This window comes from Microbacterium sp. KSW4-4 (assembly GCF_023091185.1).
Taxonomy (GTDB): Bacteria; Actinomycetota; Actinomycetes; order Actinomycetales; family Microbacteriaceae; genus Microbacterium; species Microbacterium paraoxydans.
This window is the reverse complement of sequence record NZ_JAHWXJ010000001.1, coordinates 922,327-935,059: the sequence shown is the minus strand read 5'-3', so window position 1 is coordinate 935,059 and position 12,733 is coordinate 922,327. Positions and strand designations below refer to the sequence as shown.

General features: G+C 61.4%; 11 protein-coding genes. 2 read left to right on the top strand and 9 right to left on the bottom strand.

From position 1 onward, the window contains the following. Nucleotides 1–291 precede the first annotated feature (291 nt). The gene (locus KZC57_RS04630; protein ID WP_247641150.1) at nucleotides 292–3,102 is read left to right on the top strand and encodes an NACHT domain-containing NTPase; all 2,811 of its coding nucleotides are present in this window, start codon (nucleotides 292–294) and stop codon (nucleotides 3,100–3,102) included. Nucleotides 3,103–3,231: 129 nt separating this feature from the next. Here the strand turns inward: KZC57_RS04630 and KZC57_RS04625 are convergent, their stop codons facing one another. From KZC57_RS04625 to KZC57_RS04615, 3 genes are all read right to left on the bottom strand, one after another. Then, nucleotides 3,232–3,567, bottom strand: coding sequence for a GNAT family N-acetyltransferase (locus KZC57_RS04625; RefSeq protein WP_247641149.1), 336 nt, complete (start codon nucleotides 3,565–3,567; stop codon nucleotides 3,232–3,234). Between the two features lie 93 nt (nucleotides 3,568–3,660). Further along, on the bottom strand, nucleotides 3,661–4,581 hold the full coding sequence (locus KZC57_RS04620; protein WP_247641148.1) for a hypothetical protein: 921 nt from the start codon (nucleotides 4,579–4,581) through the stop codon (nucleotides 3,661–3,663). A gap of 1,087 nt (nucleotides 4,582–5,668) precedes the next feature. Continuing rightward, the gene (locus tag KZC57_RS04615; protein ID WP_247641147.1) at nucleotides 5,669–5,872 is read right to left on the bottom strand and encodes an antitoxin VbhA family protein; all 204 of its coding nucleotides are present in this window, start codon (nucleotides 5,870–5,872) and stop codon (nucleotides 5,669–5,671) included. A 1,027-nt stretch (nucleotides 5,873–6,899) separates the two neighbouring features. On the opposite strand from KZC57_RS04615, the gene KZC57_RS16575 reads away from it, so the two are divergent. Beyond that, the gene (locus tag KZC57_RS16575; RefSeq protein ID WP_374206601.1) at nucleotides 6,900–7,184 is read left to right on the top strand and encodes a helix-turn-helix domain-containing protein; all 285 of its coding nucleotides are present in this window, start codon (nucleotides 6,900–6,902) and stop codon (nucleotides 7,182–7,184) included. A 70-nt stretch (nucleotides 7,185–7,254) separates the two neighbouring features. On the opposite strand, the gene KZC57_RS04610 is transcribed toward KZC57_RS16575, so the two are convergent. From KZC57_RS04610 to KZC57_RS04590, 6 genes are all read right to left on the bottom strand, one after another. Further along, entirely contained in the window at nucleotides 7,255–8,520 is a 1,266-nt protein-coding gene (locus KZC57_RS04610; protein ID WP_247641146.1) for an SAVED domain-containing protein, read from the bottom strand. After that, nucleotides 8,517–8,984, bottom strand: coding sequence for a Mov34/MPN/PAD-1 family protein (locus KZC57_RS16570; protein ID WP_374206600.1), 468 nt, complete (start codon nucleotides 8,982–8,984; stop codon nucleotides 8,517–8,519). The genes KZC57_RS04610 and KZC57_RS16570 overlap by 4 nt, the downstream gene beginning before the upstream one ends. Next, nucleotides 8,957–10,219 carry a ThiF family adenylyltransferase gene (locus KZC57_RS04605; protein ID WP_247641145.1) on the bottom strand — a complete coding sequence of 421 codons (1,263 nt, stop codon included), beginning with the start codon at nucleotides 10,217–10,219 and terminating at the stop codon, nucleotides 8,957–8,959. Before KZC57_RS04605 ends, KZC57_RS16570 begins: the two co-directional genes overlap by 28 nt. Then, complete coding sequence (locus KZC57_RS04600; RefSeq protein ID WP_247641144.1) at nucleotides 10,216–10,725, bottom strand: hypothetical protein; 510 nt, start codon at nucleotides 10,723–10,725, stop codon at nucleotides 10,216–10,218. The genes KZC57_RS04605 and KZC57_RS04600 overlap by 4 nt, the downstream gene beginning before the upstream one ends. Continuing rightward, nucleotides 10,715–11,668: a nucleotidyltransferase gene (locus KZC57_RS04595; protein WP_247641143.1), complete on the bottom strand. Its 954-nt coding sequence runs from the start codon at nucleotides 11,666–11,668 to the stop codon at nucleotides 10,715–10,717. The genes KZC57_RS04600 and KZC57_RS04595 overlap by 11 nt, the downstream gene beginning before the upstream one ends. A gap of 132 nt (nucleotides 11,669–11,800) precedes the next feature. Next, the gene (locus KZC57_RS04590; protein WP_247641142.1) at nucleotides 11,801–12,706 is read right to left on the bottom strand and encodes a hypothetical protein; all 906 of its coding nucleotides are present in this window, start codon (nucleotides 12,704–12,706) and stop codon (nucleotides 11,801–11,803) included. Between the last annotated feature and the right edge of the window lie 27 nt (nucleotides 12,707–12,733).

The following is a 12,733-nucleotide window of genomic DNA, read 5'->3' as shown; positions in this document are numbered from 1 at the left end:
GCCGCGTTAGACGGACGGCACACCGCAAACGGGGGCCATCAATCTGTACTGGCAGAACCTTCGCGCACGCATTAGGTGGGGGCAGCGGCGACATCGATCGGTGGGAGGTCGTACTGACCAGGTCTCGGCGATCTAACCCAGAAACGCCGATTCCCCCACATCACAACACGGGTTTGGTACTGCCGAAAACCACGTCGGGCGTGGCGCGTTCGATCTCGATCGATACGCTGGGGGTTATCTTCTCTCGGCCGGGCATCAACCCCGGAACCACTCGATAGGCAACGCATCACGATGCTGGATCTCAAACGCTTTGACGCGACGGCATTCCAAGACCTTGCCGCGACTCTAGCCGTCGCTGAATTCGGCGCAGGTGTGCGGTCGATGGGCTCGGGGAGGGACGGCGGCCGCGATCTCATTTGCGAAGACGAGATGGTTTGGAGCACGCCGGGCATGCCGGGTCAGCAGCGTTCCAGTGGCTACACGGTGCTACAGGTCAAGCACATGCAGACTCCATCCGATGATCATGGGAAGAACGTCTCTTGGCTGTGGGGGGAGATCCGGGACGAGCTCGACGCTTGGTCGCGAAAGGCGGATCGGCAGCGCACGCCCAATACGCTCGTCTTCGTCACGAATGTGCGACTCACTCCCTTCCCCGGGTCCGGAGGTTTTGACATCCTCCAACAACAAATTCGAACCTACGTCGGGCGCGTCCGCCGCGACGCAGAAGACGAGGCGGACGACGAGCGCCGGATGATCGGCCGAGCACGCGCAGATCGACTAGAGCGAATCTCGCGGTTCCACTTCTGGGATTACTACCAAATCGAAGCTCTCGTGCACGCCCACCCCGGCGTCCGCCATGCGCACACCGCATTCCTCACGCCAGGAGACGTCCTGGCGACGATTCCCTCCCTGCTGAACCTGGTCCGCGAAGAAAACCTGGAGGACGCTCTGCGCTCACACGCGAGAACAACCCTCATGACGGGTGGACGAATCTACTTCGACGAAGCCGGAGCGATTGGCGACGCCGGGATGCCTGTACATGAAGTCATGGTGGATCTGCCAACCATGGTGCCATCGGATTCGCCGTCGGGCAGACGGCTCACCACGATCCTTCCGTACGTACTCGAACGCAGCGGCCGGGTTCTGAAACCCCAAACCACCCGGGTCGCAAAGCCGCGGCACATCATCGTTTCCGGAGCTCCCGGCAACGGGAAAACGACTCTGTCCAAGATGATCGTTCAGGCTCATCGCGCGGCCTTCTTGCGAGAAAGCACCGCCCTGAGTGACGAGCAGCGCGCAACGATCGCTGCGACCGACGAGGCGCTTCGCCAACTCGGCGTGAACCCTCCGACGTACCCCCGGTGGCCCATGCAGATCAACCTGGCCGAGTTCGCCCAGGACGAAGCACTCGACTTCAATTCGACACTCATCCGCAGGATCTCCAACGAGGTGAGCGCCAAGTCGGACACAGGCGATATCGCGCCGAACCTCCTGAATCGCTGGAGAACTCAGTGGCCGTGGCTCGTCGTCCTCGACGGGTTTGACGAAGTCGTCGACCCCGCATTGCGGAAACGAATCATCGAGCAGATCACCGAGTTTGCTAACGATTGCGAAGCAGACAATTCTGACACCCTCATCCTGTTGACCACTCGCCCCCTGGGCTTCACTGAACAGATAGGAACTGGGCTCTTCGAACGCGTCGACCTCACCGACCTCTCGCCACGCACCGCTCTCGATTACGGCGAGAAGGTCACCTCGGTCCGCTTGTCCACAGGACCCGAGCGGCGAGATCGCGTGATTCGCCGACTTCGGGCGGCTGCGGAGGACGATGCCTTTGAGAATCTTCTGAAGACGCCGCTTCAAGTCCTAATCCTCAGCATCATCGTGGAGCAGGCAGGGGAGCTCGAGCCTGATCGCTTCAGCCTCTTCCACGGCTACTTCCATACAGTGATGTCCCGAGAGAAAGGTAAACCAGGAGGGTTCAGCTCTCTGATCCGCGACTACTCCGCGCTCATCGAGCACATCCATCAGCGCGTTGGTATTGAGCTTCAGACACGCTCTGAGCGCGGGGAGACCACTCTCTCACTCATCACCGCTCAGGAGCTGCACGACATCATATGGACGGCGCTCAAGCAGGAGGAGTTCGACCCAGATAGCCGCGATCGCCAGCTGCTCGCCGACATCAAGAATGCCGCCACACAGCGACTGGTATTGATTGCGCCACACGGAGAAGACGGGTACGGATTCGACGTCCGACTCCTTCAGGAATACATGGCCGGGCAGTACATCGGTGCTGCGACCGAAAAGGTGGTCGGCGATCGACTTCGCCTCGCCGCACCCAACCCGCACTGGCGTCAAACCTGGTTGTTCACAGCGGGACGGATGTTCACTCAACCCACCAAACACCTGCAGGAACTGGTCGTCGGGATCACCGAGAACATCGACGATGACGCGCCCCAACGCCTGGGAGGTATCTACCCCGTTGGTCCGCAGCTAGCGATGGACATCCTCATGGACGGTATGTCCCGCGCTCGCCCGATCTGGCTGAAGCGACTCGTCGCTCGAGCGCTCGATCTCCTCGACGACCCCGCCGGCGACCCAAGAGCACAGGCGCTAGCGCTGGTCAAGATTGCGTCCATCAATGAGCACACCAGATCCATGGTCGCGGATGGGCTGCGAGAGCGTCTCAGGCCGTCCGCGAAACAGTCTGCTCGCGTCGTTCTGCGTCACTGGCTCGCCGCCTGCGAGGTCGCGGAGGCGTCAACGCCGGTGCGCGGGATTTCGCACATCAAACCGCCCCCCGGAGGCTCGGCACCGACGCCGAGTCAGACGCCAGACCGGGGAATGGTCCTGAATCCTGAGCAGCAGGCCCTCTTCGACTCCGTGATGCCTTCGCCGGACACGACGCGCGGCCAGATTCGCTTGCTGCGCTCAGGTCTGAAAGATGAGACGGTCGCGCGGGAGATTGAGCGCGCGCTGCCGGCCGCACTCTTGAAGTCGAATCGGCTGCACCGAATTATCGAGAACGATGTAATCTCTCGGGTGGTGCGGCGTCCGATCGGGCAGATGTTGATTGATGAGGATCACAAAATTGATGCGTAGCTCGAGCGCTGACCTCCGAGTGCGGTGATGTGCCGGATCACGTTCGCAATGGGTTCGATGGAGGGCAGCTAGTTAGCTCGGATCGGCTCCACTTCGTTCGAAAACCTCGACAACGCTGCAGAGAGACTTCTACTCATCGTCGTCGCCGATCGCGATGAAGCGGAAGTCCGGGTGTCTACGACGCGCGGACGACAGGAGAGCATCCATCTCGCTTGTCGTCGAATGTGCGAGAACGGTGAGCTTCTCGCCATAGAGTCGGTAGGTCGCCAGGGCCATGTCCAGCAGCCGCGTAGCCACGCCCTTACCGCGCCAGGCCTCAGCTACCTCGACATGCTCCAGATAGAGATCTCCATCGTCAACCCACCGCATTGTCAGTGTTCCATGCGTAACGCCGCCGGCATCCTCTTCCCAGCACGCCACCCGCGAAGGTTCTTTTCTGGCCTGCATTACCACGTACTCATCCAAGGGGACCTCCAATCCTGTGCGATCGACCCGTTGAAAGTAACGGCCACCGATTGTGTCGCGTGAATTGTACCCGTGACGTGCCGACGCCGTCGCCTAGGCTGTCGGACCTTCGAACCACTGGCTCGGCGCGTCGATCGCCCATTTTTCGAGGGCGTCCATCGGGAATCCGTAGTAGCCCAGGATCATCTGCGCCGACTTATACGCGGTAAGGCAGCCCAATCTGACCTGGAAGTTGATGACTCTGGGGATCGCCGGGTAGGTCATCGACGTGACACCTTCGACGTCCGAACGGGAGGACTGGAAGGCAAGCGAGACGACCGAGGGGTGCGAGTTGTCGGAGAAGACGTCGTACAACGCGTCGCCGTTGAGCAGGTGGTCGAGGAAAAGACTCACGGACTGCCCGAGAGGCAGCATCTTCTCGGCGCCGATCTGCCACTCATCGATCTGCTGCGGCTTTTCCAACGGGGTGCGAACCTCGTCGAACAACCCGCGGATGCGCTTGAGAAGCTCCTCGCGTTTGGTTTTGAACTGCTTCGCTCTTTGCCCGTTCCATTTGCCCGCTGTGAACCGCTGCCGCTGGATGGCGGCCAGATGCTCGAGCATTCCTCGCGCGACCCTGAGGCGGCCAACATCCACACCCGGGAACGGCTCCAACAACCAGGCGACACGACCGGCATACTCTATCTCCGAGCGCACGAGGGGCCACAAACCTAGGGGGATCATCGGGTCTGCACGCAACAGTGTGACGACCGATTGTAGCTGGAGCATAATCGCATCGACCATCTGACCGGCCATCTGGCCATGCGCGTACTCGAGGTTGTCCGGCAGGCCTTGTGGGAATGCCGATCGAACAGAGGCCGCGTCCAAATCGGACGCAGACCTCGGCGCTGCACCGTGGCGAGATCGCGAAGCATCCTCATGCCACGCGGCGAGAAGCGCCTCGCAGACTTTGGCGAGCTCCGTCGCACTCAGGTCGCCCTCGTCGCTAGCGGTTGCTCGCTCGAATCGTGTCATCGACTCATTATGTACGCGTGGGCGTGCGCCACAGACGAGTAGTCGGCCCGACCCGCGAGACTGGGGGACTATTGGACTTCGCTGGACGTGGTTACCGCATCCCCCAGACCCAACAGCGGAATACGACATCGCTAGCTCTAAACCGCGATCCCGCGGCGAGCGGCGTGGATCGCGCCAGTTTGGCATCCACGCGAATCGCCTCGTGACCAAACCGAACCACGCGCGCACCCGCTGACGCGAATGTGGGTAGATGGTGAGGGGCTGCTCCGTAAGAGCGAGTTCGCGATTGCTGAGGGACTGCAAGGAGCCGTGACGTGCCGCGGCGAGTCTTGCCTGATGCTGGGCCTGCATGTCGTGATAGGAGCGAGCCTCTTGTTTGTCCTGCTCCTGCCCGCCTCCGCCGCAACAAGGCTTCGAACATTTGTTCTAGCTCGGTCGCGTGTTTACAAGTGTGCGGCATCCCTCTGCCGAGCACCGCTAGCGACCCGGGGCGGAAGATCTGAGCCCGTCTCCGCCTAACACTCGAACGGCGATGTCATGTCGTCGGAAACCGTGAGCGTTTGTGGAGTCCTGTGTGCTTTGTGAGCTCCCGTGTACGTTGTGAACGCCTGCATGCAGAGCGAGTTCGTTCGACCGGTCCAGTCCGGCGCCTGTGATCCATCTGAAGGGTGTGTGAGTTGACGGTTGACTCGAGTTACGATCATCACAGCTCTGACAGGGGAGGTGGAGCCACAACGTGAGTACCTCTGGTCAAGTTGAACTCGTTCGTCGATTGATTGCTGTGTTGGGCTCGACGCTGGTATCGACGCTTGCTGGCGCCAATGACACGCGAGCAGCCAGGGCGTGGGGGGAAGACAGCGGTTCTCATCCGGATGCCGAGGCGATTAAACGTCTTGAGTGTGCTGCGACGATATGGCGCACCGTCAGCGATGCTGAAGGCGACCACGTGGCGCGACTGTGGTTCGTCGGGTCGAACCCGTTCCTTCGTAACGGAGACACTGCGATCACTGCGATCCGGGAGGGGCGGTTTGACGAGGTCGCTGGCGCCGCTCAGGCGCTCGCTGATGGTACCTTCACGGGGTAACTATCAGGCACGTTCGGCGTCGACGACGGCTTGGAGTGCTGCGTTCATCTCCCAACGCGCCGCTTCCGGGGTGAGCTCTCCAGCGAGGATGCGCCGAGCCCGATCAAGCTCTTCGTCGCTCAGCTCTTGCCCCTCAAGTTCATGACCCTTCTCAATCGCGGCGAGTGCTCTGCGCACTTCTGGCAGCTCTAGCGGCTCAGCGTTCATGCTGGCTTCCTTCCATGTGGTCTAGTGGTTATCGGGGAACGATCAGCCGATCGCGTCGCTTCGTCCGTCGAGCTTCCCTCTGGAGTCGCTGTCGTCGATGCGAATACTCCTTCTTGAGGCTGGAGCGCCAACTCGATCGTCGTTCGCAGAAGCGCGTCGACAAGCTTCCAGTCGCGCCCAGTGTGGGCTGCGGCTTGCACGAGACGCCTGAACGCATCGAGGACTGACTCGATTCCCTCGTGCATGTCCCCGGCGTCGTCGTGCTGCGGTGTCGATGTTCCTGTTGGCTGACGGGCGGGCTCCGGATCGTGCGGCTTGCTATTCATGTGTCGACTTCACCGTCTCGACAATGTTGGCGACCTGGTGCGGATCGCCTCCCCGTATCAACCAATCGATGGGGGAGTGCGTGCAGCCCTGAGCCCCGAGTGCGCTCAGCGGGCGTAGGCGAGTTCCGTGCGCGCGATCTTTCGCGAAAGCGCGGACCGACTCGAAGGCTTCGTGTCACGCGTGGCTCGAAGCCGATGTAGCCTCGCCGGCGCCACTCGATTGCCGCGTGTTTACGGAAGTCGTTGCGCCTGCGGCGGCGTACCGTCGCGTCCCATTCCGGAGGGAGGGGTGTCGGGGCGCCGTCGGTGTCTGGTAAGAGATGCTCAAACAGCTCCCGGAAGGTTGGGCCTTGCGAATGGCGGCGACGGTATTGGGCAATGAAGATCGCCGCCGCTAGACCCCATTCGTCGGCTGTCTCGTCGTTCGTGAACTCTTCGAAGGTGTACTTCCACGCCGTGGGTGGGGGATGCTCGACTCCGCGCCACCATGCTGTCCACGTTCCAATTGGCAAGATCGCCCTCGCAATCGCGGTCGCACGCGTTGGGCCCTGCCCTGCGGTGCGACCGCGGCGTCCGAAGGGCGGGCAGCACACGTGCAGAGTGGAGGGGATCCGGCGGGAGTCGATTGTTTCGTATGGCCAACGAAATTATGGCATACACGTAAGCCCATACTGGTAAGCGTTCCTCGAAACGCTGGATGAGTGAGCAAGCAGCCGGAGGCATATGACGACGAGTGGCGCCGCTTCGCTCAGGAACTAGCTGTGCAACTTCGGCGACACCGCCAAGCGACGGGGCTCAGCCAAGAGGAAGTCGCATCACGAGCCAATCTCAGTCGCTTCATCTATCGCCAGTATGAGAACGCCGAGTCACGGCGGGGCGAGCCTTCGAACCCTGCATTGCGAGCGATGATTGCGATCTCGCAGGTGTTGGGCGTCTCGCTCAGCGAGCTTCTCCCTGAAAACCTTCCGGACCTGCGGAACCGATAGCGACTGAGCCAGAGGTCGACCCTGCCGAAAACGGAGTGTGGGTTGCGGGCTGTTCAGTGCGGAAGGCTTGCTATTCGGCGATCGAGATCGGATTTGGCTCACCGGGCCGGAGCCTGAAAGTGGGCACATACGCTGCTGGGTGCCCATCCGTGGGCCGTTGCCACTCGTACACGACAACATCCACAGTATTGAGAAGAGATCCCACGAAGAGAGCGATCGGTAGTGGCGCATAGACCAACAGGTGGACCTGTGCGTTCCGGTTTCGGCCGCTCGCTTCCCGGATCGTTGTTGCGATCTCGTGCGCAAGCTGACTCGCGTCCTCGCTGCGGATGGGCTGACTCCTGTGGGGTCGTTGGATTCGTACGCTCTCGGTCCATTGCCCGCTTAAGACGAGCGAGTCGTACGCTGCCGCGCTCTCTGGGGGGAGGAGATCTACGAAGACAAGCACAGGGCCCGACGTGTTCCGGGAGTGAATAGCAGCACGCGTAAGCGGTGTGGCGGTGGCGTCGCTGTACCGGTCGATCACCCACAGCCCGTCTTCGTTTGCGAACTCGATAGCCGGACCGAGCGTGAGTGAAGCCCCGATCGCCGTGCCGAAACTAAGGTGCGCCTGCCCGTGAAATCTCAGCCGGCCTGTCGTGTGTTGTCGTATCGATGCTGCAGCGACGTGGAAGTGTTGGTGAAGGGATCGCTCAGCGGTGTGTTCACCGTCCGTGCGTCCGCTTCGGTCCCAGCGGAAGCTCAGATCGGCGCTTTCTGCATGCTCAGCGGTCGGGTCAGCACGAGTCGCGAGATCGATATGCACGTAGCCTCGCGCTGCAATGGAGTCAGCTAGGTGATGGAGCCTCTGCCTCAGCATGTCGGCTGCCAATTCAGAGATCTGGTCCTGCTCGGTCGAAAGCCGGTACTGCTTCAGGCCGCGAAGGTGATGAGTGTATCGGCCAAGCAATCGATCAGACCATCGCCGCAACAGACGGTCCGGAGCAGCGTAGACGTTGCCGTTTGCGTCCTTGACAGCATTGAGGACGCCGAGTGTGAACTCCCCTTCTTCATTGAGCTCACGGATCTTCGGCCACTCCACCTTCTTCACCACGGAACTATTGACGATGTCGTCAGTGACGACGAGAACCGCTCCGGAGAGCCCGCTATTCAGCGCCTGGCCGATCACCCGGATGGTGTCGCCTGGCGGAAGGTCGGTCTCGTCGTGCCACACGGGGATTCCGACCGCTCGCAGCGCCCATGCAACACGTGCTGTTACGTCCTTCCCATCCCACTGCCTGTAGGACACGAAAACTGCGCCGCGCGGTCGTGGTCTTGGAACTCGAGTGAGGTTCATCGTTCCTCCATCATCAATTGCGTCCCCCGGCCATCGGTACACATCCAAGCTGTGAGGCTCCAGCCAACAGCACTGGGAGCCACGATCAGCGACAAGACACCACGTGCCAAAACGCCACCAGGCACATCTTGGAGACGCTGATACGTCTTCAGATCCGTCATGCTCGGGTGCGCCGGACCGACAGGGTGAGTGTGCCACTCGCCAACCCAAATCGCGCCAGAGTCAGCGGCTTCTCGCGCGGCGAGACCCTGCGAGAACTGAAGGTCGCGAAGAAAGAAGTTCTTCGTGCGGACCGCTCCCGGACCTGGAGCTCCTGCAACCGTGACGCGTAGCGGGTCGATTTCGCCTAAGAGGATTCCGCCTGTCTCACGCCCGTCGTGAGCCATCTGCACCTCACGGCGGATTAGGGAGAGAGCAGCGTCGGAGATAGCGAGCTTCACGTGGCTACTGAGCACGTCGGACATCCATCGATGGGTGGGTCGGCGGGGAGCCACCGGATCTCGCCGGCGCGTGAGATGTCGTACGGCGTCGGCGCAGCGCCCGTGGGTCGCAGTCCGATGATTGCTGTTTCGCCGGGAAGTCGTTGATCGGCCATGCCCGTTGATTCGAGGATGGTGCACACAGATGCCTTTGCCAGGACGTGCCCGACGAGCGCAAGATCGGTTCCGATCGCAGTCATCGGCAGGTGGCTACTTCCTGATCCATAGGGGGCTTCTGCAGAAGAATCGAGGGTGAAGAGATCCTGTCGGGTTCGTCGCCTGCATTCCAGACACCCGTGTTGTGCAGCCGGGCGAAAGCGGAGCACCTCGCCGATCGCACCGTTGAGGAGAACGCAGCCGAGAAGCGATGGTTTGCTGAGTCGGCGCGCGATGTGCACGATGGTGCGCCGCGGAAGAATCCCGTCGGTCGCGCCGACGATGACATCTGCATCAGCGATCGATGCGCGGATCGCGTCCGTGTCCCAGAGCACATCCTTCGGGAGGCCTACTGCTTCAAGGCCTGCATGGGACCGCTGGAGAGCCTCGGCGACCGCGATCGCTTTGTTGCGGCCCACTTCCGATCGAGGGAGAGTGTGACGCACCAGGTTGTGGAACTCAAGCCGATCTGGATCGATCAGCGTCATTCGACCGACGCCGAATCCGGCTAGAACATCAGCTGTAACTGATCCGATACTGCCGACTCCGATGACAGCTACGTGCTTGGCACCCATTAGTTCGGTCGGCCAATGCTCGCCGAGCGTGCTCAGGCCTTCATCGTCTCTTTCGACATCCACCTTTATCGGCAATGCTGCGTCCCCGTTAACGGCCCACGCGGTCCAGATCGGAGAGTCACCCTCCGTCGTCGAAACGACAAGTACGAAGTAGCCCACCCCACTTCCCACTCGCCATAGACCAGGCAGGCGCTCTCGTAGAACGTCGAGTGTCACTGCACCGCCACGTCCGGCGTACTCACGCCAGATCGTGGAGTGTTGTTCATCTCCTGCGTGCCACGTCCCGACTGGCCCGACATCGGCAAACTCGAGGAAGTGGTCTCGAACAGGAAATGGGTTGAGGGCTGCTGAGCCGACACCGACTGCAATGACGACCCCGCACCGCTCCGGCTCGGACCAGCGCAAGGTAAACGCGCCGGAGTGATCTGGTGTGGCCTCGATAGCTCGACGCACCTCACTGGGCACGAGAAGCACCGGAATCGTGGTCATGTCGTGGCCCCGAACAGGGCTGCGATCTCGGTATCGCGCGACGAGTCAGAGACGATGCCGTTCTCGGACATGTACTCAAACACGCCAGCGCGCACGAGCCCGTACTCCAGCCGCCAGGCCGCTGCCTTCAAGAGAAGATCGACCACGGAACCTCGACCGGTCCATGTTCGCTGTTCCTGAATGAGACAGAGGGAACCGTCACCATTGACGTGCCAACGATGTTGCGTCCGCTCGTGGAACTCTGGCTCTGGATCGAGCGGGTGCAAGTGGGGCATCGTCATCGGGTACGACTGCGGGAACAGCATTAAAAGGTCGAGTCCTCTCACGCCCGACTCGAACTGACAGGGCGCGGCTCGCGCGAAGGGCCATATGGGCAAACGCCCATGCCAACCGATTCCTGCGCCACCGGCGGCCGGACTGAGGCCGGGGAACACGGTGGTGATCTCTCTCGAATCGGAGATCAGCCGGGCGTTGTCGTACCGCCGCCATGGCGTCTCAGCAGTCACCCTGAGGCGCATCCCGAATCGGCGGCGCAACGACTGCGGGAGCACCTGTCGTACCAGCTGGGGCAGGAAAGTCGGTTCCGAAGACGTTCCGCCAATGATGCTGAGCGTCGGCCTCATCGTTGCGTCCTGCTGCCTCCATCGCGAGCGTCGCTTCGTCGCCGGCGGCGGACAGCGCATCGTGGAGCGCCTGGAGGTCGAGGCCCGGCTGAATCGGGCCACAGTATCCGGCCGGATCGGTCACACCCTCCAGCACGTTGTATGCGGCGGCGACGAAAAACTGACGCAGCGCATTGGGCCGATTCGTGCCCAGAGGAAGGTAGTCAAGCGCCAGCGTCTCCATGACGAGCGACTTCACCTCGGTCCCGCAAGAACGCCGCCAATACTTCAGTACGCGGACCATCGGCCTGAAGTCAGCCCACGACTCGTCGCGGCTCTCCACCTCGGCGATGAGGAACTCGGGATCGGCTGTGCTCCAACGTCGATCCCGTTTGCTGGGAATGAGAAGTGTCCCATCGTCATTCCGGAGGGCGGGCATCACATCGACGGTGAACGGATGATCTGCATCGGGATCATCAACGAAGCACTTCACGGCCCGGTTCTTCGGCATAGCGAGCCGCACTAGTTCATTGTGAGAGCCCCCAGGGTTAGCAAGAGTGCTGCGCACAAGGTCGTGGACCACACCGAGAGCCGCCTCGGATGAGTCGCCGTCATTTCCCCAATCCGGGAACGCTGCCCCGTCGAAGACAGCGATCAGGTCGACGTCATGAATCGGATCCAGCTGTGTCCTTCGCTCAAGCGACCCCGACTTCACGATCTCCAGTACGTCTTCGGACGATCGAATTGCGTCGATGAACGCGGCCTGTCGGTTGCGCGCCTCAGCAACGTGAGATGGATCGGCATCCACTTTCTCTTGGAACTCGTCGAACGCTGAAAAAATCCCCATAGTGACCCCCAGTCGTGGCTGTGCAGTGCAGTATAAGGGCACCTACGGACACCACGAGTGAGCTCACGCGCAACCGGTTCCGTGTCGGCCTTTCCGTCCCTCACCCGAGGAAGAAGAAGCCCGAGTGCCCTCTCAGGACGGGTCGCTGATCGAGGAGATCATCAGGTCCAAGGTGTTGGTCTCATGACTCAAGGGCACCCGAACGAGTTGTTCGAAGTTCGAACGAGTCGTTACGAGGGGGCCTAGGTCGACGTCACTGACCAGGAGCTCCTTTGGGTTCACTTCGGGCAGCGTTGCCAGGTCTACGCACGCGGGGTGCGGCCATAGCCGGACCGCTCGCTTCTCATTGACCTGAGCGTGATCAATCTCCCAGCCCGGATGCCAGACGATCGTGACATCGATGCCTCGGAATCCGAACCGTCGAACCATGTATCGCAGGTCGTCGCCGTCGACGATGATGTGGGGGAGCCAGATCGTTCGCGCGGGACCGTCGAGGGGTGGGTCACCCGCCGGCGCATCGATAGATCTTCGAGTGGCGAACACCGAGAAGCCTGCGGGCGGATCATCCCCGTTAGCCATCCAGGATGTCCACTCGTCGAGGAACGGGTCAAGACGCGGGTAGGAAGGGTCTCGGTCGACCTGGGGGAGATCGTGTACGGCGGCAGGATGGGCAGACAACAGTCCGACTTTGAGAAGCCACTGGGCAAGATCCGCTATCTCGTTTTGGGTGAGCGTTGGCCATTCTTGCGGCTCTTCAAAAGTAACCAGCTTTTCCACGATCAACTTGGCTGGCTTCTCGAATCGTCGATCTAGCTCGCTGTTGCAAACTTCGCACATGGGCACGTGCACACCGGGCAATCCGTTCACGGACAGGGGAGCTGTTTTATGTTTCGCGGTGAATGGCACGCCGTTCTTTGACGTCTCGAAGGGACCCTGGCCGCGGAAGTCTCGAAGAAACCATCCGGGCCATATGTGTTCCCCGACTCGTGTCGACGGCGCACCGCAGAGCACGCACGGCTTGCCTTTCAAGCTGCTCATGAGACGAGAGTACCGCCGCCCAGCCAG

Coding starts and splice junctions, on each gene's coding strand:
- KZC57_RS04630 (WP_247641150.1), top strand. CDS start 292: ATGCTGGATCTCAAACGCTTTGACGCGACGGCATTCCAAGACCTTGCC.
- KZC57_RS04620 (WP_247641148.1), bottom strand. CDS start 4,581: ATGACACGATTCGAGCGAGCAACCGCTAGCGACGAGGGCGACCTGAGT.
- KZC57_RS04615 (WP_247641147.1), bottom strand. CDS start 5,872: ATGAACGCTGAGCCGCTAGAGCTGCCAGAAGTGCGCAGAGCACTCGCC.
- KZC57_RS04610 (WP_247641146.1), bottom strand. CDS start 8,520: ATGAACCTCACTCGAGTTCCAAGACCACGACCGCGCGGCGCAGTTTTC.
- KZC57_RS16570 (WP_374206600.1), bottom strand. CDS start 8,984: ATGTCCGACGTGCTCAGTAGCCACGTGAAGCTCGCTATCTCCGACGCT.
- KZC57_RS04605 (WP_247641145.1), bottom strand. CDS start 10,219: ATGACCACGATTCCGGTGCTTCTCGTGCCCAGTGAGGTGCGTCGAGCT.
- KZC57_RS04595 (WP_247641143.1), bottom strand. CDS start 11,668: ATGGGGATTTTTTCAGCGTTCGACGAGTTCCAAGAGAAAGTGGATGCC.
- KZC57_RS04590 (WP_247641142.1), bottom strand. CDS start 12,706: ATGAGCAGCTTGAAAGGCAAGCCGTGCGTGCTCTGCGGTGCGCCGTCG.